Genomic DNA, 18816 nt, shown 5'->3' with positions numbered 1-18816 from the left:
CGATAGTACGCGTTGCTAAGGGTTTTGCTGAGCCTCGATCAGCCCGGCGGCGATCGCCCTGGCCGAGCCGACCGCGCCCGGCACCAGGTCGAGCGAACCGGCCACGGTCGCGCCTTCGAGCAGGATCAGCAGCGCACCGGCCAGTTCCACCGGCTCCGGCAGCCCGGCGCGCTCGGCCAGTTCCCGCAGGTAGTCGCGCAGCCAGCGCTTCTGCTCGGCGATCACCCGGCGGCCGGGATGGTCGCCGTCGGGCAGTTCGGCGTGGGCGTTGACAAACGCGCAGCCGCGCGGGTTCATCGTCCGCATCCAGCTGTCGAGCGCGTCGAAGACGAGCAGCAGGCCGTCGGCGGGCGCTGTGTCTCCGACGTCACCGACCACCGCGTGCACGTGGGCCCGCCAGCGCACGTCCCGGCGGTGCAGGTACTGCCCCACCAACGCGTCCTTCGAGCCGAACCGGGCGTACAGGGTCTTTTTCGTGACCCCCGCCTCACCGGCGATCAGGTCCACCCCGACCGCGTGGATTCCCCTGGCGTAGAAGAGTTTTCCGGCGACTTCGAGCACTCGCTCGGCCGCCGGGGTCAGTTCCGTCGCAGCCACGGCTTGACAGTATACCGATCTGTCTACCAAGCTCCGGGTAAACAGATCGGTATACCTGGGGGAGGGTCCATGCGGACCGGCTTCGTGCTGATGTGGAGCTCCGGTTTTGTCGGGGCCGCGCTCGCCGCCGGCACGGCGAGCACCGCCACCACGCTCATGTGGCGATGCCTGGTCGCGACGGTGCTGATCGGCGGCTGGTGGTGGCTGACCAGGCGACGCGCGCTCGGCCTGCGCGAACTCGGCTTCCAGGTGGTGATCGGCCTGCTCTCCCAGTGCGTGTACCTGTCCGGCATCTTCTGGTCGGTCGATTTCGGCGTGCCGTCCGGCACCGCGGCGCTGATCGCCGCGCTCCAGCCGATCGTGGCCACCGTGCTCGGCCAGTTCGTGCTGGGCGAGCACGCCTCGAAGGCCCAGTGGCTCGGGCTGGCGATCGGGCTGGGCGGGGTCGCGCTGGTGGTCGGCGGTGATCTTTCCGGCGGGAACGCGCCCGCGTTCGCCTACGCGCTGCCGGTGCTGGCCATGCTCGGCCTGGTCGCCGCCACCCTGCTCGAACGCCGTTCCGGCAGCACCGTCGAACTCGCCGACGGCCTGGCCATCCAATGCGTGACCAGCGCGGTCGTGTTCACCGCAGTGGCCGCCGCGAGCGGGCAGCTGGTGCCGCCCGCGAGCGGCTCGTTCTGGTTCGCCATCGGCTGGGTGGTGCTGCTGTCCACCTTCGGCGGTTACGGCTTCTACTGGCTCAACCTGCGGCGCGGCTCGGTGACCTCGGTGTCCAGCCTGCTCTACCTGACCCCGCCGACCACCATGCTCGCCGCGTTCCTGCTCTTCGACGAGACGCTCGACGTGCGCGGCCTGCTCGGCGTCGCGGTCTGCGCGCTCGCCGTGTTCCTGGTGCTCAGGAAACCGCGGCCCGCGGAAAAAGTGCCTCCCGAGCCCGCCCGATGCCCTGCCAGCTGAGCCCGGCGTCGAGCACGCGGCGCGGTTCGAGCAGGTTGCGGGTGTCCACCACGGCGTCGCCGTCCATCAGCTCGGCCAGGTACACCCAGTCCAGCCTGCGGAACTCGGCCCATTCGGTGAGCACCACGACCGCGTGCGCGCCCTTGGCCACCTGGTACGCGTCGTCCACCACGGTCATGCCGGGCAGCTCACCGCCGACCGCCGGGTCGTAGGCGGTCAGCTCGGCACCGTGCGCGGCGAGCACCGAGGCCACCGCCAGCGCCGGCGAGTCGCGCAGGTCGTTCGTCCCGGCCTTGAAGGCCAGGCCGAGCAGGCCGATCCGGGCGCCGTTCAGCGTGCCGCCGACCGCGCCGGCGATCTTCGCGATGATCCGGTCGCGCTGGGCCACGTTCTCGTCGATCGCCGCGCGCAGCAGGCCGAACTCGAACCCGGCCGCCTCGGCGATCCTGGTCAGCGCGTGGGTGTCCTTCGGCAGGCAGGAGCCGCCCCAGCCGGGGCCGGGCTTGAGAAAGGCGCGGCCGATGCGCCGGTCGTAACCCATGCCCTCGGTGACCGACTCGATGTCGGCGCCGAGCCGTTCGCACAGTTCGGCGATCGCGTTGACGTAGGAGAGCTTGGTGGCCAGGAAGCAGTTCGCCGCGTACTTGACCAGCTCCGCGCTGGCCGCGTCGGTGACCACGGCGGGTGCGGCCAGTTCGTCGTAGAGCCCGGCCACCCAGTGCGCGGCGGCCAGGTCGTCCGAGCCGACCACGATGCGGTCCGGGTGCAGGAAGTCGGACACCGCGGTGCCCTCACGGAGGAACTCGGGATTGGACACCACCGGCACGTCGGCGCGGCCGAGCAGGTCGCGGATCCGCCGCGAGGTGCCCACCGGCACGGTCGACTTGGTGATCAGCGCGCAACCGGCCGGGATGACGTCGCCGATCTCGGCGGTCACCGCCTCCACCGCCCGCAGGTCGGCGGATCCGCCGGCCCCCATCGGCGTCGGCACGCACAGGAAGACGGCGTCGGCGTCGGCCACCGCGGCCTTCGCGCCCACCACGAAGGACAGCCGCCCGCTGGTCAGCCCGCGGCCGACCAGCTCGGCCAGTCCCGGCTCCAGGATGTCCACCCGCCCGGCGGCGAGCCGGGCCACCTTCGCCGCGTCCACGTCGACGCAGGTCACCTGATGACCGATCGACGCCAGGCAGGCGCCCGTGGTCAGTCCTACGTATCCGGTCCCCACCACCACGATCCGAGCTGGACTCATGTCGTGAAGGTGACAGCCTGAGTTGACCGCGAAACCAACAGCAGCGAACGCACCCGCGTACTCCTGCGGACGGGTGGGGTGGACGCGATGCGAACGAGCGTTAACCTGGTGGCGTACTCGGGCAGGAAGGACACAGCAGACCATGCAGATCACCGACACCGCCGCCGTAGTCACCGGAGGCGCGTCCGGGCTCGGCGGGGCCACCGCCAAGGCACTGGCCGCCGGAGGCGCGAAGGTGTTCGCGCTCGACCTCGCCCCGTCGATCGAGAAGGCGGACCAGGTCGATGGCATCACCTACGTCGAGGCCGACGTGACCGACCCGGAGCAGGTCCGCACCGCGGTGGCGCAGGCCGCCGGCTCCGGTTCGCCGCTGCGCGTGGTGGTGAACTGCGCCGGGATCGGGCCGTCCGCGCGGATCCTGTCCAAGCGGGGGCCGCACGACCTCGACCTGTTCCGCAAGGTGATCGAGATCAACCTGATCGGCACGTTCAACGTGGTCACCGTGGCCGCCGAGGCGATCGCCAAAACCGAGCCGCTGGCCGACGACGCGCGTGGCGTGATCATCAACACCGCTTCGGTGGCCGCCTTCGACGGGCAGATCGGGCAGGCCGCCTACGCCGCGTCGAAGGGCGGTGTGGTCGGGCTGAACCTGTCGGCCGCGCGTGACCTGGCCTCGCAGGGCATCCGGGTGATGACCATCGCGCCGGGCATCATCGACACCCCGATGCTGGCCACCGTCAGCGACCAGTTCCGGGCGGGCCTGGCCGCCGGTGTCCCGTTCCCGAAGCGGCTCGGCCTGCCGGAGGAGTACGCCAAGCTGGCCCTGTCCATCATCGACCACGACTACCTCAACGGCGAGGTCATCCGCATGGACGGCTCGCTGCGGATGGCTCCGCGCTAGAGATCTCCCATGTACGGCACGTTCTGCGCTTCGTCGGTCATCCAGCGGCGGAGCGTGTACGTGGCCGTGACGTCGTCCTCGTTGTACCGCAGGATGCGCTCGGCCTGCTCGGGACGCGGTTCGTCGCCGTCGAGGCCGACCGCGTCCCGGTACCAGCGCATCGAGGCCTCACCGCTGGCCTCCGGGTCGCGCCAGCTGAACCCGGCCACCGGGGCGATCACCTTCAGCCCCTTGCCGTGCGAGCAGAGGAACTGGTCGGACACCAGCTGGAACAGGTCCACCCACTCCTCGGAGTCCACAAAGGACTGGATCTCCGAGCGCGGCGGGATGCCGTCCTCCCCGGCGAAGCGCTTGACCGTGCCGAAGAGCCAGCGGTTCTCGGCGAGCGCGTTGTAGCAGTAGGCGCGGAAGGTCAGCCCGGCCTTCTCGGTGCGCTGGCGCACCTCGGTCAGCCAGCCCCAGAACTCGGCGAACGAGCGCGCCTCGTCCGTGGTCGGCAGCGGTTCCCAGGTGGCGAAGGCGTGGTAACCGTGCGGCACGCCGATGTCCGCGCCGGAGAGCAGGCAGCCCCACAGGTAGGCGCCGGAATCGCCGAAGCTCTCCATGTCCACGTCGACCTCGACGTCGGCGCGCGGCACCTCGATCCGGTCCACCTTGCGCACCACGTTCAGGTCCGCCAGCCACGCCCTGGCCAGCATCACCGAGTTGCCGAAGGACTCCCCGGTCAGCGGCACCGGCGGGCCCTCGGCCGGGTCCAGCGCGGCCAGCTTGTCCACAGTGGACACACCGGCGCGGCGCAGCTCCACGCCGTCCTCCCCGCGCACCACCAGGCTGACGTCCCTGGCGGCGAGCAGCTGGTCACCGCAGGTCGGCCACCACGGGCAGTGGCGGCATTCGAGCACCCGCGACGGCTGCGCGAGCGGCTCCTCCCCGGCGGCGGCCGCCTTCGCCACGGCCAGCCTGTCGGCGAAGCGGGCGTCGTACTCGGTGAGCGCGCCGCGGCCGCCTGGCCAGGTCGGCGCGACGAGGTTGTGCCACAGCACCACATCCGCGTCGAGCCCGATCACGCCGCCGAGCGCCCGCGGATCGGCCAGCCCCAGTTTCTGCAGCATGCGGCGGATGTGCGCCAGGCGCAGCTGGTCGCGCGGGTGCGAGCGGACCTTGCGCGCCGGGTCGGGCGTGGCGTTGTCCGGGTCGAGATCGGTGAGGCCGGTGGTCATCGCGCCCTCACCGCGATCGGTGATGCGGTGCCGGACCACCAGCACCGGCACGTACCCACCGCTGGTGCGCACCAGCACCTCGACCCCGCCGCGACGACCGCCTTCGACGTCCACCGGCAGCAGCGCGCCCCAGATGAACGGGGCGCGGGTGGCCAGCGCGGATTCGGTCAGCGCGACCCTGTCCGGCACCGGTAGCTCGCGCGGCACGCTCGCCCAGCCCTCGCCGGTGGCCGCGATCAGCCGCCGCGCGATCTCGTCGCGGTGGGCGGCGGCGTCGGCGATGCGCTGCGCGGCGGACGGGTCCTGCGGGGCACGCGGCACGTCGCGCACGGTCGGGTCGTGGTCGAGGTGCACCCGGCGACGGCAGCGCGTGACGGCTCCCGCGTCCAGCAACACCTCGTTGTCCATCCCCCTACTCTAGGTCGCGGGTACGACAGAAGATCACGCGCCGTCGATCTCGAAGACCTGTTCCGGGCCGCCGGTGCAGTCGTCCTGGATCAGCTGGACACCGGGCGCGGTGCTGGCGTCCATCACCCCGACGCACCAACGCGCGCCCGCCACCGAGTGCAGCCGGTGGCCCCCTTCGACCCGCTCCAGGGTGAACAGCTGGTCCGGCCGTCCCGGCACGCATTCGTCCCCGGCGAGCAGCATATCCTTGCTGGCGCCACCGAAGTCGACGGTCAGGCAGCCGAGGCCCTTGTCCGGGTTCTCCAGCAGGATGCGCACCTGGTTCTCGGGCAGCCGTTCCAGCCTGATCGGCGGGAACGCGGTTTCGCAGGGGTGCTGCCCGAACACCTCGCGATTGGAGCCGTCGGTCAGTTCCGGGCCCTCGCCGAGGCACATCCCGGTGTGCGCCACGCGGATCGGCGGACCCGGCAGTACCTGCGAAACGCCGGTCGACGGCGTCGGCTGCGCGACCGGGCGTTCGGGCTCGGAACCGGAGTTCATCACCACGACCACCACGACGATCACCGCGACCGCGATCAGGGCGACGAGCGCGTACGCGAGCCGCCGGCGTTCCGGCTTCGGTTCCTCCGGCGCAGTCACCGCGTCCGCCGCCACCGGTTCCGTGCCGGACGCGAGATCCGCCCGCACGGCCAGCCAGCGTTCGGTGGTCTCGGCGTCGGCGCCCGCGGCCTTGAGGAAGGCGTCGACCAGCTCCGCGCGCGGTAACTTGTCGCGGGCCAGCGCGGCGCTGATCGTCGAGCTGGGCAGTACCAGTCCGGCCTGCTCCGCCCGGCGCTCCAGCGCGCGGTAGCTGTAACCGGTGCGGATCCGCACCTGGCGCATGGCTTCGACGAACGCCCCGGCGTCCGTCGCGGTTCTCGGGTCCGGCCACTCTCCGGGCACCGCGCTCCTTTCCCCAGCGTCGGCGGAGATTCTAGGGGCAAAGCGTGCCGAGGTGCTCCGATTCGGGACGGGCAGTAAGTTCACGGTGGACACCGGCGGGCACGGAAGGTGACGAGCGATGGGCCGCAAGAAAATCGAGAAAGAGGCCGAGCAGGGTCTGTTCACCCCGAAGAAGGCCCGCAACGCCATCGCGGTGGCGAAGGTGGTCGGCCCGGCGGTGATCCCGGTGGTCGCCCCGTTCGCCGTGCAGGCGGCAGGCGCCGCGCGCGACGCCTACGACCGCTACCAGGCGCGCAAGCTCGGTGTCGACGTCGGCAGGCTCGGTGAGTTCACCGGCCGGGGCGCGCGGCTGCACGCACGGATCGCCGGCGTCGGTGAGGGCCTGGACGACCTGCGAGCCTCGGCGAAGGCCACCGAGGAGGACACCAAGTTCGCCGACCGGGCCGCCGGAACCCTGCACCAGCTGGCCGCCTCGGTGCGCGCCGCCGAACGCATGCCGACCGCCCGCCGCAAAGCGGCGCACCGGGCCGTGGCCAGCGAACTGGACCACCTGGAAGGCCAGCTCCTGCACCGGCTGGGCATCTGAGCCAGGACACGAAAAAGGTGGCTTCGGACGAATCCCGAAGCCACCTTTTCGCGTTGGGGGTCAGCCCGCGGTGACGAACCCCTTTTCGACCATCCAGTCCCTGGCCACCTCACCCGCGTCCTGGCCTTCGATGTCCACCTTCTTGCCCAGCTGGATCATCTGGTCGTTGGTCATCTCGGCGGCCACCGGCCGCAGCACGTCGGCGATCTCCGGGTGCGCGGCGAGGTAGTCCTGCCGCAACGTCGGGCAGACGTTGTACTGCGGGAAGAACTTCTTGTCGTCCTCCAGCACGGTCAGGTTCAGCCCGGCGATCCGGCCGTCGGTGGTGAAGACCTCGCCGAAGCGGCAGGTGTTGTTCGCGATCGAGGCGTAGATCGCCCCGGTGCCGAACTGCTTGACCTCGGTCGACGGGAAGTCGTAGGTCTTCTGCACCCCCGGGAAACCGTCCTGGCGGCTGGCGAACTCGGTCTCCACGCAGAACACCGCTTCCTGCGGGTTCTGCTTCAGGTAGTTCGTCATGTCCGACGTGGTCTTCAGGTTGTTCTGCTGCGCGAAGTCCGACGTGGTGGCGAAGGCGTAGGTGTTGTTCACCGGCGAGTAGTCCAGCCAGCTGATCCCGTTCAGTTCGAGATCCGCCTTGCGCACCGCTTCGTACTGCTGCTGCTCGTCCGGGATCGGGTCGGTGTTGCCCAGGTAGTTGATCCAGCCGGTGCCGGTGTACTCCCAGGTCACGTCGACCTCACCGGCGAGCAGCGCCTGCCGCGCGTTGGTCGAGCCCTTGATGTCGGACAGGTCGGTGACGTCCATCCCGGCCGCCGACAGCGCCAGTTCGGCCATGTAGGCCAGCAGGATGTTCTCGGTGAAGTCCTTCGAGCCGACCGTGACGTCCACTCCGGACAGTGCGGGCACCGCCTTGATGGTGCCCGGACCGACCGCGTACGGCAGCGCGGCGTTGGTCTCCAGCCCGCACGCGCTCACCGACAGGGCCATCACGGCGGCGCCGAGTACCGCAGTGACCTTGCGGATCTTGCCGATCCGGCGTTTCATCGCAGCCCCTTCGGTCCCAGGTATTGCTCGGCGACCGCGCCGAGCCAGTCCACGATCAGCGCCGTGCCGACCGCCAGCACCGCGCCCACCACGATCACGCGGTTGAGCTGCAGCTTGTAGCCGGTGTCGATGAGCACGCCGAAACCACCGCCGTTGACAAAGACCGCCAGCGTCGCGGTACCCACCGCGAGCACCAGCGCGGTCCGCAGCCCGGCCAGGATCAGCGGCACGGCCAGCGGCAGCTCGATGCGCCGCAGCACCGCCGAGGACGACATGCCGATCCCGCGCCCGGCGTCGATCAGCGCCGGGTCCACCTGCTGCAGGCCGACCATGGTGTTGCGCAGCACCGGGAGCAGCGAGTAGAAGGCCAGCGGGATGGCGACCACCCACAGCCCCTCCCAGCCGGTCCACAGGAAAAAAAGCACCAGCACACCGAGCGCCGGTGCCGCCTGCCCGATGTTCGCGATGGCCAGGAAGAACGGCGCGGCGGGCTTCGCCCAGTGCCGGGTCAGCGCGATGCCGAGCGGGACCGCGATCACCACCACCATGGCGGTGACCACCACGGTGATCAGCAGGTGCTGGCCGAGCGTGGTGAACAACGTGCTCGCGTTGAGCGTCTTCTGCTCGTTCGGCTTGAGCTCGCTGGAGAACACCCACGCCAGCACCGCGCCGACGATCACCACGACCACCAGCGGCTGCGCGAACAACCGCACCCGCTCCGCGCGCGCCGAGCCCGATTCGGTGGTGAACCCCGAGGTGTCGGTCTGCGCCGTGGTCATGCGTCGTCCCCGTGCTCGGCCCGCAGCTGCCGCACCGTCTCCATCACGGTCTCGATGTCCACGCCGCCGACGTACTCGCCACGCGTCCCGGTGACCACCGCGCGACCGCCTTCGGTGAGAATCGCCTCCAGCGCGTCCTGCAGGGTCGACTGGGTGCTCACCGAGTCGCCGATCGGGCGGGCGACCGCGCCGAGAGAACTCGCCGTGGCCAGGTCGCGGACGTGCACCCAGCTCTGCGGGCGGCGCCGGTCGTCGAGCACCAGCGCGTAGGTCTTGCGGTTGTCCGTAAGCCGCTTGCGGACCTCGGCGGGCGAATCGCCGATCGCCACGGTGATCATGCCCTCGTCGCTGTAGTCGATGTCCCGCACGCGCAGCAGGGTCAGCTGCTTGAGCGAAGCACCGGCACCGACAAACCCGGCCACCGTGTCGTTCGCCGGGTTCGCCAGGATGGCGTCCGGGGTGTCGTACTGCAGGATCGTCGACTGGTCACCGAGCACGGCGATCTTGTCGCCGAGCTTGACCGCCTCGCTGAAGTCGTGCGTGACGAAGACGATCGTCTTCTTCAGATCGGTCTGCAGCCGCAGCAGCTCGTCCTGCAGGTTGCCGCGGGTGATCGGGTCGACCGCGCCGAACGGCTCGTCCATCAGCAGCACCGGCGGGTCGGCGGCGAGCGCTCGGGCCACCCCGACGCGCTGCTGCTGGCCACCGGAGAGCTGCCGGGGGTACCGGTCGCGGTACTGGGCCGGGTCGAGGCCGACCAGGTCCATCATCTCCTCGACCCGGTTGGCGATCTTCTGCTTGTCCCAGCCGAGCAGGCCGGGCACCACGGCGATGTTCTGGCTGACGGTGAAGTGCGGGAACAGCCCCGCCTGCTGGATCGCGTACCCGATGGTGCGCCGGAGCTGGTCCGGGTTGAGCGAGAGCGCGTCCTCGCCGCCGATGGTGATCTTGCCCGAGGTGGGCTCGATCAACCGGTTGATCATCCGCATGGTGGTGGTCTTGCCACAGCCGGACGGCCCGACGAAGATCACGATCTTCCCCGCCGGCACCACCATGGAGAAGTTCTCCACCGCGGGTTTCTGCTGGCCGGGGTACCGCTTGGTCACCTGCTCGAGCTGGATCTCCACGCCGGAGACCTCTTCGCCGTTCTCGACGGCGGTCGCCGACGTTGCCACGTTCTCAGCCACGGACACCCCTTGAGATGGTGAATCGGGAGATCAGGAAGTACACGCCCTCGAGGAGCAGCGCGAGGATGACCACGCCGATCGTGCCGACCAGCGCCTCGTTGACCGCGTTGGCGCTGCCCGCGCGGACCAGCCCGGAGAAGACCTCGTCACCGAGGCCGGGGCCCTTGGCGTAGGCCGCGATCACCGCGATGCCCATCAGCATCTGGGTGGCGACCCGCATGCCGGCCAGGATGGCCGGCCACGCGAGCCGCAGTTCCACCCTGGTCAGCACGCCGAAGCGGCTCATCCCGATGCCCTTGGCCGCGTCGGCGATCGCCGGGTCCACCCCGCCGAGGCCGACGATCGTGTTGCGCACGATCGGCAGCAGGGCGTAGAGCACCAGCGCGATCACGGTCGGCTCGGTGCCGAGGCCGACCACCGGGATCAGCAGGCCGAGCAGCGCGAACGACGGAATCGTCAGGATCGCGCTGGCCAGCGCGGTGGCCACGGCGGAGCCGATCGGGGAGCGGTAGACCGCCACCCCGATCAGCACGCCGAGCACCGCGGCGATGATCGTGCACTGCACGACCGCGCTCACGTGCAACCACGCCTCGAGCGAGATCCGATCCCACCGGTCGGCGACGAACTCGAAGAGGTTCACGGCCGGCGGCCCTTGAGCAGCCTGCGCCGGGGCTTGAGGCCCCCGTTCGTGCGCTCCTCGTGCATCTCTTCCAGTGACCTCATCATTTCGTCCTCCCGCAACACGAGCGGATCATGGCGCAGATCGCGCCAGACGGCGACACAGAGACCGATCATCACCACCACGAACGGCACCGCGATGAGGATCGTCAGGTTCTGCAGCCCGGTCAGCCCTTCGTCGCCGCCGACCAGCAGCATCACCGCCGAGACCGCACCCATCAGCACGCCCCAGAAGATCACCACGTTCTTCTTCGGGTGCACCGATCCGCGTTGCGACAGCGTGCCCATCACCACCGACGCGGCGTCCGCGCCGGAGACGAAGAAGATGGACACCAGCACCATCACCAGCACGGCGATGGGGATGAACCACGGCAGCGTCTCGAGCAGCTCGAAGGTGGCCGACTGGGCGTCGCCCGCGCCGGCGATGTCCACGCCGTTCTGCTGCCGGTTGATCGCCGCGCCGCCGAAGATGGCGAACCAGATCAGGCTCACCACGCTCGGCACCGCGATCACGCCGATGATGAACTGGCGGATGGTGCGGCCGCGCGAGATGCGGGCGATGAACATGCCGACGAACGGCGTCCACGAGATCCACCAGGCCCAGTAGAAGACCGTCCAGCCGGACAGCCAGGTCTGCATGTCCTCGCCACCGGTGGCCCCGGTGCGGCCGGACATCTCGGCCAGCTCGCGGAAGTAGTCCCCGATCGCGCCGGGCACCAGGTTGAAGATCAGCACGGTCGGGCCGACCACCAGCACGAAGACCGCCAGCACGGCGGCCAGCACCATGTTGATGTTGGACAGCCACTGGATGCCCTTGGCCACGCCGGACACCGCCGAGGCGATGAACGCGATGGTCAGGATGGCGATGATCGCCACCAGCACGCCCTTGCCGGGGTTGTCGATCCAGCCGACCGCACCGAGACCGCCGCCGACCTGCAGCGCGCCCAGCCCCAGCGAGGCGGCCGAGCCGAACAGCGTGGCGAAGATCGCCATCACGTCGATCGCCTTGCCCAGCGGGCCCTCGGTGCGGCGCTTGCCGAGCAGCGGCGCGAACACCGAGCTGATCAGCTGGCTGCGGCCCTTGCGGAAGGTGCTGTAGGCGATGGCGAGGCCGACCACCGCGTAGATCGCCCACGGGTGCACGGTCCAGTGGAACAGCGTGGTCGCCATCGCGGTGTGCACGGCCTCGTCGGAGCCGGCCGCGGCGGTACCCGGCGGCGGGCTCGCGAGATGCGAAACCGGTTCGTAGACACCGAAGAACATCAGGCCGATGCCCATTCCGGCGCTGAACATCATGGCGATCCACGAGGAGGTCCGGAATTCCGGCTTCTCCTTGTCCTGGCCCAGCGGAATGCGGCCGTAGCGGCTGATCGCCAGGCACACGGCGAACAACACGAATCCGGATGCGGTGAGCACGAATGCCCAGCCACCGTAGGGAATTACCGCTTTGTTGAGCAGGGTCTTGGCGACCGAGGCGAGACTGGTCGGCGACGCGACGCCCCAGACGATGATGGCGAGCGCGAGCACCGCCGCGACGCCGAACACCGTCCTGTCGGTCTCGGCGGGCCGGTCCGCGGCCAGTTCGAGCGGGACATGCTCATCCGGGGCATGACCTGCGCCGGTGGTGTCCGGCGCGTTCGCGAGGTCTTGGGTGTCCGTGGTGTCCGCGCTGTGCGCGCCCACGCCCTCGACCTCCTCTTCGCCTGGTTTGCCGTCCTGCGAACCCGTAGTCATATGCGCACGCCGACGAATCGGCGCGACCTCCCTCCGACCCGAACTAACCCGTTTGGTGCAGCACCCTAACCCGTACCCCGTACGCGGCGTGCCCCGAATCGCTGACCGGGTCAAGCCGCCATTGGGTGCGACTACATTTGCGGATCACCTCCGAATCGGCAAGCACAGAGTCGTGACAATCGGAACCCGATTATCGCCGCGACCGGTGTCACCTGCGATAACGACGAATTTATCCGTCTTGTAAACAGTCGGCGGATACACTGCGTTCAAGAGCCGGGACGGTCTTCGCCGACCGTGGGGCGGTCCCATACGCTGGTCTGGTGAGCCGATCCCGCCCCGAACACAGCGCGTTACGCGTTGTACGCGGGTTGTTGCTCGCGACGGCTTCGGCGGCACTGGCGATCACCGCCCACGCACTGGCCGACGGGCAGGTGCCGAACCCCTCGCTCACCCTGCTGCTGACCGCGCTGATCGGCTGGATCTCCACCGCGCTGGCCGAGCGGACCGGCGGCCTGCCGGGCATTCTCACCGTGCTCGGCCCGGCGCAGGTGGTGATGCACTTCGTGCTCACCGAACTGGGCGGGCACGCGGAGACGCACAGCGGCACCGGCGCGATCGACGGCACCCTGCCGATGACCACCGCGCACGCGCTCGCCGTGCTCGGCACGGCCGTGCTGCTGGCCCGTGCCGAATCACTGCTGCGGGTGGCGGTGGCGAGCCTGCGGTTGCTGCTGCCGGTGGTCTGGTCGCCGGCTCCGGTCCGGGGTGGACCCGTCCGCCCGGTGACCGTCCACCCCGAACTCTCCGCCGGGGCGATCCCGGTGTTCCTGCGCACGGTCCTCGGCCGGCGCGGCCCGCCCGTCGCTGCCTGAACCTTTCCCCACGGCCCGCGTATGCACCCTCGCAGTCGCGGTCCTCGAAAAACCCTGTTCAGGAGCGAACTTCAATGTCGACAAAGCGTTTTGTACAACGTGCCGCGGTGCTCGCGGGCGTGGCCGGGCTCACCGGCCTGATGGGTGCCGGGCTCGCCTCGGCCCACGTCACCGCGGACTACTACGGGCAGGAGCCGCAGAAGGGCGGCCGCGGCCTCATCGTGCTGCGCGTGCCCAACGAGGAGGCGGACGCCGGCACCACCAAGGTCGAGGTCGCCTTCCCGGCCGAGTACGGGATCACCTCGGCCCGCACCAAGCCGGTGCCGGGCTGGACCGCCGAGGTGTCCAAGGCCACGCTGCCGACCCCGGTGAAGAACGGCAAGGGCGCCGACGTGGCCGAGGTGATCAGCAAGATCACCTGGACCGCGCAGGGCGGCAACAAGATCGCCGCCGGATCCGCCGAATACCAGGAGTTCGAGTTCAACGCCTCCACTCTGCCGTCCACTGTGGACACACTGGTGCTGCCGGCCACGCAGACCTACGAGAACGGCAAGGTGGTGGCGTGGGACGCGCCGCCGCCCCCCGAAGGCGGCGAGGAGCCGGAGCACCCGGCGCCGACGATCAAGCTGGCGGCGGCGAGCAGCGGTGGTGACCACGGGCACGGCGCCGCGGCGAACTCCGAGGAGCAGTCGTCCGGGCACAACGAAGCGTCGGGTGCCGCGGGCACCGACAACACCGCGCGCTGGCTCGGTGGCGTCGGCCTCGCCGTCGGCGCACTGGGTCTCGGTGTCGGCGCGGGCGCGACCATCCGCGCCCGCCGCGGTTCGGCCCCGAAGGCGGACGCATGAGGCGGATCCTGGTCGCGGTGCTGACCGCGACGGCACTGCTCGGGCTCGCTTCGCCGGCGCTGGCGCACAACGTGCTGGTCTCGTCCGACCCGGCCAAGGGCGCGACGCTGCAGGAAGGCCCACAGCGCGTCACGCTGACCTTCGACCAGTACGTGCAGTCGGCCGACGTGAACCAGGTCGCGGTGACCGGCCCCGACGGCTCGCAGTGGGCCGAGGGCGCGGTCGAGGTCAAGGGCAACGTGGTGAGCGCGCCGCTGCGCCCGCTCGGCCCGGCCGGCGAGTACACGCTCGGCTTCCGCATCCTGTCCGCGGACGGGCACGCGGTGAGCGACGAGATCAAGTTCACCCTGGCGAAGGCGGGCACCGGCACCCCGGCGGCCGCCGACGCGGCCCGTTCCGGCGGGACCGGCGGCGGCGCGGCCGAGGAGGCCTCCGGCGGCGTGCCGCTGTGGGTCTGGATCGGCGGCGCGGTGGTGCTGCTCGCACTGGGCCTGGTGTTCGCGCTGCGCGCGGGTAAGGAACCGACGAAGTCATGACACAGGCCGAGACCACCTCGCGAGTCCGTTACTCCACGCTGCTCTGCGTGGTCGCCGCCGCACTGGTGGGCACGCTGATCGGCGTCGCGCTGTCGGCCACCGCGCCGATCCCCGGGGTGACCGAGGTGAGCGAGGTGGTCTCGGTGGCCATCCCGATCGTGCGGGTGCTGCTGGACATCGCGGCCGTCGCCACGATCGGGCTGTCCCTGTTGTCGGTGCTGGTCGGTTACGACCGGCCGAAGCTGACCGAGCCGGTCCTGCGCGTGGCGCGGCCCGCCGCGGTGGCCGGCGCGCTGGTGTGGTCGGTCACCGCGTTCGTCGCGCTGGTGCTGCAGACCGCCGAGTTCCGCCCGCGGTCCGAGACCATCGGCGCGGGTGATGTGTGGGACTACATCGTGCAGATCGGCGCCGGCAAGGCGCTGCTCGTGGTGGGCGTGCTGGCGCTGCTGCACGCCGGGCTCGGCGTGCTCACGCTGCGGCACGGCGAGAAGGTGCCCGCCGAGGTCCGCGTCGGGCTCGGCCTGTTCGCGCTGCTGCCGCTGCCGGTCACCGGGCACGCGTCGAACTGGGACTACCACGACTACACGATGATCTCGATGGAGCTGCACGTGATGAGCGCCGTCGCCTGGACCGGCGGGCTCGGCGCGATGGCGGTGCTGCTGATCGGGAACCGGACCCTGCTGGCGCACGCCCTGCCGCGGTTCTCCAAGCTGGCCACCCTCTGCCTGCTCCTGTCCGCGGCGACGGGCCTGTTCAACGGGATCGTCGAGATCAACCTGAACCCGACGATGGACCTGTTCACCGGCCTGTTCACCACGCCGTACGGACAGCTGGTGCTGCTGAAACTGGGGTGCACCGTGGTGATCGCCCTGTTCGGCGCGCACGTCCGCTGGCGACTGATGCCGAAGATCGTGCGGCACGAGCGCACGGCGCTGGCGCTGTGGGCGACGCTGGAACTGACCGTCATGGGACTGGCCTTCGGCTTCGCCGTGGTGCTCACGCGAGCCCCGGTGGCCTGATCGCACCACTGTTCGGCCTAGTCCGACTGGGCTGAAAGATGGCTTCCCGGCGACTGTGTTGCCGGAAGCGGAACCGGGGCGTCAGGCTCTCCGTCAGCACGCGTGTGCACAGCGGAGGAGCAGGTGTGACAACCGGCCAGGGTTCGATGACCACCGCACCGGCGCCGCGGCGATCGCCGGAGGCGGAACCGGCGGTACCGCGGGAACTGGAGCAGCCACCCGCCCACTTCACCAACCGCACCGAACAGCTTGAGCTGCTCGACCGGTTGCTCGACGGCCCCCGCGACCGGCCGGTGGTCCAGGTGATCTGCGGGCTCGGCGGCATCGGCAAGTCGGCGCTGGCGCGGCAGTGGGTGCACCGCGTTCGCGGCCGCTTCCCCCGCGGCCAGCTCTACGCCGATCTCGGCGCCTTCAACGCCACCGGCCCCACCGATACGGGTGAACTGCTCAAGCGCTTTCTCGAGGCCTTCGGCATCGACGGCAAGAAGCAGCCTGCCGGGCTCGACGAACTCAAGGCGCTCTACCGCACCGAGACCGCCGGACGTCCGCTGCTGGTGGTGCTCGACGACGCCGTGTCCTCCGAGCAGGTGGCCCCGCTCATTCCCGCCGCGCCGGGCAGCATCGTGGTGGTGACCAGCCGTTTCCGCCTCGGCGGACTGCGTGCCAGCCACGGCGCGCGGCGCATCGACCTGACCAAGTTCGAGCACGGCCACGGCATCCAGCTGCTCACCGCGATCGTCGACGACGAGCGCACCGACGAGGTCACCTCGCACCTGACGAAGATGGTCACCTTCTGCGACGGACTGCCGATCGCCCTGCACGTGCTGGGCGTCAAGCTGGCCAACCAGCCGCACCTGTCCGCTGCGCGCGCCGCCAGTCAACTGGAACGATTGCGGTTGGCGGCATTGGCGGACCAGAAGGAGAACCTCTCGGTGACCAGCACCTTCGACCTCTCGTACCAGGACCTGTCCCCGGAGGCGGCGCGGCTCTACCGCGCGCTCGGCCTGCACCCGGGGCCCGAGTTCGGCCTCGGTGCGGCGACCGGCGCCGCCGGGCGGTCGCTGGACGACACCGAGGCGCTGCTCGGTGAGCTGGTCCAGTCCGGGCTGCTCGAAGTGCACAAGGAGCGGTTCGGCTTCCACGACCTGGTCCGCATGCACGCCGAGGACAAGGCCGCCGCCGACCCCGCGGAGGCCGACGCCGCCCGCCGCCGCATCCTCGAGTGGTACCTGCGCGCCGCCCGGCGCACCGAGGACACGCTGACCGTGCCCGACCAGGACCGCATCCCGTACGAGTTCGGCGACCGCGGGCCGGATCCCGAGTCGCTGCCGGGCAACGACGACGCGCTGCCGTGGCTCGAGCGCGAGCGGCCCAACCTGATCGCCGCCATCCAGACCGCCGACGAACACGAGCTGCCGGAACTCGCCTGGCAGCTGGCCGCCGCCATGTGGCCGCTGTTCCTGCTCCGCAAGCACTACCGCGACTTCCTCACGGTCAGCCAGCTCGGCGTTAAGTGCGCCGAGCGGTGGGGCAATCCCTCGGCGAAGGCGCTGATGCTGAACCGCTCGGGCGCCGCCTGCCGCGGTGCCGGGCGGTTCGACGAGGCCATCGGTTACTACACGGCCGCGAAGGAAGCCCTTGCCGACGGCGGTGACCTGGCGATCGCGATCCGGTCGATGGAGGGACTCGGCCTGGTCGCGCTGGCCCAGGACCGGGTCGACGACGCGCTGACGCACTTCGAGGAGGACTTGGCCTACGCCCGCCGCCTCGAACGCGCGCACGACGTGAACCTCGCGCTGGTCAACCTCGGCGTGACGCTGGTCAAGGCCGGCCGCGCGGCGGAGGCGGTCGACCACCTCGAGCAGGCCAAGTCGCTGCTCGACGCCCAGGGCGACGAGTACAACCGCGCCCGGGCCCAGATCGACCTCGGCCGGGCGCTCGCGCACGACGAACGGTTCGACGAAGCGCGCACCCAGGTCGAGGCCGCCCTCGCCACGATGGAATCGGCGGGTTCCGCCTTCGAACAGGCGCGGGCGATCCACGCGCTCGGCGACGTCGCCAAGCTCGCCGGCGATATCGCCGAAGCCAAGTCGCGTTACGAAGCGGCGTTGCCCATTTACACAGAGCTCAACCGTCCCGAGGCGAAACCGCTCGCGGAAGAGCTCCGGTCATTCGCCTGAGCAGGCAAGACGATCTTCGACCGGGCGCGCGGTGGCCGTGTGTAATCGGAAGCTGTTCATTCTGAGTAACGAATCTTCTAAGTGGGGTGATCAGTCGGGCCGAATTCACTAGCTGCAGCCTGACTCGGGAACAGAAACGACGAACGGTCATTCACCGTCGCTGAATGTCCACGATTTTTACCGCCGTTCAGCGGTACCGACTCCATCGGGTACCGGTGCGCCCGGCGCGGAGGTCCGCCAGCCGCATCCGCAGCTGCCCCCGGACGTACGGATGGCTGCGCAGGATCGGGAGCACGCTGGTGGTCAGCTTCAGCTCGCGGGCCGCCCGCAGCGCCGGGAAGCCGGACCAGCGGGTCACGTCGAAGCCGTAACCGTCGACCAGTTCGCGGTAGCGCCCGGCGGGGTCGCCGAACCGCTCGCGGCCGACGGCCAGCGGGATCAGGTCCCACTCGGGCGGGCCGACGCAGGACGAGTCGAAGTCGCACAGCACCGGGCCGTCCGGTCCGGCGATCACGTTGCCGGGGTGCGCGTCGCCGTGCACCAGCGCCTTCGGCAGCGCGAACTCGACGCCGGCCAGCTGTTCTTCCACCTCGGCGCAGCGATCCAGCAGGAACCGCCGGTCGCCGGGCGCCAGTTCCTCGGCGTCGGCCACCCGCGCGCGGACGTCGTCCAGCGGCGCCCACTCACCGACGCCGTCCGGCGGTTCGAGCCGGTGCACCTGACGCAACAGCGCGGCCAGGTCCGCGGCGGTGCCCTGACCGGCGTTGCCCGGCACCCGCTCCCACACCGTCACCAGGTGTTCGCCCAGCTCCAGGGGCTGACGGAGGTCACCGAACAGGCGGATGGCCGGCACCCCGTGCCGGGCGAAGTGCCGGGCGACGGTGACCACCTTGTAGGCGCGGTGGCGCAACGTCCGCGAGCCGACGATCCGCACCACGACGGGCGCGTCCGCCAGCGAGTAGACCGCGTTGTTGGTGAACCGGAGCAGCCGCGCCCCACGCGCTTTCACGCCGAGCAGGGCGCACGCCTCAGCGAGCGCCCCGTCCAGCTTCTCCCTGGTGAACCGGCCGTCCACG

18 protein-coding genes are annotated in these 18816 nt (G+C 70.4%); 8 read left to right on the top strand and 10 right to left on the bottom strand.

What is annotated here, in order from left to right; all coding sequences use genetic code 11:
* Positions 1–15 precede the first annotated feature (15 nt).
* Positions 16–597, bottom strand: a complete 582-nt coding sequence (locus YIM_RS00495) for a TetR/AcrR family transcriptional regulator (RefSeq protein ID WP_153028455.1) — start codon at positions 595–597, stop codon at positions 16–18.
* Between the two features lie 69 nt (positions 598–666).
* Here YIM_RS00495 and YIM_RS00490 point away from each other — a divergent pair, with 69 nt between their 5' ends.
* A complete protein-coding gene (locus tag YIM_RS00490; protein WP_153028454.1) occupies positions 667–1554 on the top strand; it encodes a DMT family transporter in 888 nt (295 codons plus the stop codon).
* Here YIM_RS00490 and YIM_RS00485 read toward each other — a convergent pair.
* Positions 1493–2803: a UDP-glucose/GDP-mannose dehydrogenase family protein gene (locus YIM_RS00485; protein ID WP_153028453.1), complete on the bottom strand. Its 1311-nt coding sequence runs from the start codon at positions 2801–2803 to the stop codon at positions 1493–1495. The genes YIM_RS00490 and YIM_RS00485 overlap by 62 nt on opposite strands.
* 142 nt (positions 2804–2945) lie before the next feature.
* Between YIM_RS00485 and YIM_RS00480 the strand changes: the two genes are divergently transcribed.
* Complete coding sequence (locus YIM_RS00480) at positions 2946–3704, top strand: SDR family NAD(P)-dependent oxidoreductase (RefSeq protein WP_153028452.1); 759 nt, start codon at positions 2946–2948, stop codon at positions 3702–3704.
* Here the strand turns inward: YIM_RS00480 and YIM_RS00475 are convergent.
* On the bottom strand, positions 3701–5332 hold the full coding sequence (locus YIM_RS00475; protein WP_153028451.1) for a TM0106 family RecB-like putative nuclease: 1632 nt from the start codon (positions 5330–5332) through the stop codon (positions 3701–3703). The two genes, YIM_RS00480 and YIM_RS00475, sit on opposite strands and share 4 nt — an antisense overlap.
* 33 nt (positions 5333–5365) lie before the next feature.
* A complete protein-coding gene (locus YIM_RS00470) occupies positions 5366–6274 on the bottom strand; it encodes an RICIN domain-containing protein (protein WP_153028450.1) in 909 nt (302 codons plus the stop codon).
* A 118-nt stretch (positions 6275–6392) separates the two neighbouring features.
* On the opposite strand from YIM_RS00470, the gene YIM_RS00465 reads away from it, so the two are divergent.
* Entirely contained in the window at positions 6393–6860 is a 468-nt protein-coding gene (locus YIM_RS00465) for a DUF6474 family protein (protein WP_153028449.1), read from the top strand.
* Between the two features lie 60 nt (positions 6861–6920).
* On the opposite strand, the gene YIM_RS00460 is transcribed toward YIM_RS00465, so the two are convergent.
* From YIM_RS00460 to YIM_RS00440, 5 genes are read right to left on the bottom strand one after another with little or no spacing between them, the layout of a single operon-like run.
* On the bottom strand, positions 6921–7907 hold the full coding sequence (locus YIM_RS00460; RefSeq protein ID WP_153028448.1) for a glycine betaine ABC transporter substrate-binding protein: 987 nt from the start codon (positions 7905–7907) through the stop codon (positions 6921–6923).
* Positions 7904–8686 carry an ABC transporter permease gene (locus YIM_RS00455; RefSeq protein ID WP_153028447.1) on the bottom strand — a complete coding sequence of 261 codons (783 nt, stop codon included), beginning with the start codon at positions 8684–8686 and terminating at the stop codon, positions 7904–7906. The genes YIM_RS00460 and YIM_RS00455 overlap by 4 nt, the downstream gene beginning before the upstream one ends.
* A complete protein-coding gene (locus YIM_RS00450) occupies positions 8683–9879 on the bottom strand; it encodes an ABC transporter ATP-binding protein (protein WP_228004478.1) in 1197 nt (398 codons plus the stop codon). The genes YIM_RS00455 and YIM_RS00450 overlap by 4 nt, the downstream gene beginning before the upstream one ends.
* Positions 9866–10513 (bottom strand): ABC transporter permease, encoded by a 648-nt coding sequence (locus tag YIM_RS00445; protein ID WP_153028446.1) that lies wholly within the window; start codon positions 10511–10513, stop codon positions 9866–9868. The genes YIM_RS00450 and YIM_RS00445 overlap by 14 nt, the downstream gene beginning before the upstream one ends.
* Positions 10510–12285 carry a BCCT family transporter gene (locus tag YIM_RS00440; protein ID WP_153028445.1) on the bottom strand — a complete coding sequence of 592 codons (1776 nt, stop codon included), beginning with the start codon at positions 12283–12285 and terminating at the stop codon, positions 10510–10512. The genes YIM_RS00445 and YIM_RS00440 overlap by 4 nt, the downstream gene beginning before the upstream one ends.
* 320 nt (positions 12286–12605) lie before the next feature.
* On the opposite strand from YIM_RS00440, the gene YIM_RS00435 reads away from it, so the two are divergent.
* The 5 genes from YIM_RS00435 (at position 12606) to YIM_RS00415 (ending at position 17740) form a co-directional block, all read left to right on the top strand.
* Positions 12606–13157, top strand: a complete 552-nt coding sequence (locus YIM_RS00435) for a hypothetical protein (RefSeq protein ID WP_153028444.1) — start codon at positions 12606–12608, stop codon at positions 13155–13157.
* Between the two features lie 74 nt (positions 13158–13231).
* On the top strand, positions 13232–14005 hold the full coding sequence (locus YIM_RS00430) for a YcnI family protein (RefSeq protein WP_153028443.1): 774 nt from the start codon (positions 13232–13234) through the stop codon (positions 14003–14005).
* Positions 14002–14541: a copper resistance CopC family protein gene (locus tag YIM_RS00425; protein WP_153028442.1), complete on the top strand. Its 540-nt coding sequence runs from the start codon at positions 14002–14004 to the stop codon at positions 14539–14541. Before YIM_RS00430 ends, YIM_RS00425 begins: the two co-directional genes overlap by 4 nt.
* Positions 14538–15560, top strand: coding sequence for a copper resistance D family protein (locus tag YIM_RS00420; protein ID WP_153028441.1), 1023 nt, complete (start codon positions 14538–14540; stop codon positions 15558–15560). The genes YIM_RS00425 and YIM_RS00420 overlap by 4 nt, the downstream gene beginning before the upstream one ends.
* A 125-nt stretch (positions 15561–15685) precedes the next feature.
* Positions 15686–17740, top strand: a complete 2055-nt coding sequence (locus tag YIM_RS00415) for a tetratricopeptide repeat protein (protein ID WP_228004477.1) — start codon at positions 15686–15688, stop codon at positions 17738–17740.
* A gap of 187 nt (positions 17741–17927) precedes the next feature.
* Here the strand turns inward: YIM_RS00415 and YIM_RS00410 are convergent, their stop codons facing one another.
* Complete coding sequence (locus YIM_RS00410) at positions 17928–18815, bottom strand: phosphotransferase enzyme family protein (RefSeq protein WP_153036679.1); 888 nt, start codon at positions 18813–18815, stop codon at positions 17928–17930.
* Position 18816: the final 1 nt, after the last annotated feature.

It is taken from the genome of Amycolatopsis sp. YIM 10 (genome assembly GCF_009429145.1).
Classification (GTDB): domain Bacteria; phylum Actinomycetota; class Actinomycetes; order Mycobacteriales; family Pseudonocardiaceae; genus Amycolatopsis.
This window is presented reverse-complemented; position numbering and strand designations above follow the sequence as displayed.

Coding starts and splice junctions, on each gene's coding strand:
- YIM_RS00490 (WP_153028454.1), top strand. CDS start 667: ATGCGGACCGGCTTCGTGCTGATGTGGAGCTCCGGTTTTGTCGGGGCC.
- YIM_RS00485 (WP_153028453.1), bottom strand. CDS start 2,803: ATGAGTCCAGCTCGGATCGTGGTGGTGGGGACCGGATACGTAGGACTG.
- YIM_RS00480 (WP_153028452.1), top strand. CDS start 2,946: ATGCAGATCACCGACACCGCCGCCGTAGTCACCGGAGGCGCGTCCGGG.
- YIM_RS00475 (WP_153028451.1), bottom strand. CDS start 5,332: ATGGACAACGAGGTGTTGCTGGACGCGGGAGCCGTCACGCGCTGCCGT.
- YIM_RS00465 (WP_153028449.1), top strand. CDS start 6,393: ATGGGCCGCAAGAAAATCGAGAAAGAGGCCGAGCAGGGTCTGTTCACC.
- YIM_RS00460 (WP_153028448.1), bottom strand. CDS start 7,907: ATGAAACGCCGGATCGGCAAGATCCGCAAGGTCACTGCGGTACTCGGC.
- YIM_RS00455 (WP_153028447.1), bottom strand. CDS start 8,686: ATGACCACGGCGCAGACCGACACCTCGGGGTTCACCACCGAATCGGGC.
- YIM_RS00440 (WP_153028445.1), bottom strand. CDS start 12,285: ATGACTACGGGTTCGCAGGACGGCAAACCAGGCGAAGAGGAGGTCGAG.
- YIM_RS00430 (WP_153028443.1), top strand. CDS start 13,232: ATGTCGACAAAGCGTTTTGTACAACGTGCCGCGGTGCTCGCGGGCGTG.
- YIM_RS00425 (WP_153028442.1), top strand. CDS start 14,002: ATGAGGCGGATCCTGGTCGCGGTGCTGACCGCGACGGCACTGCTCGGG.
- YIM_RS00420 (WP_153028441.1), top strand. CDS start 14,538: ATGACACAGGCCGAGACCACCTCGCGAGTCCGTTACTCCACGCTGCTC.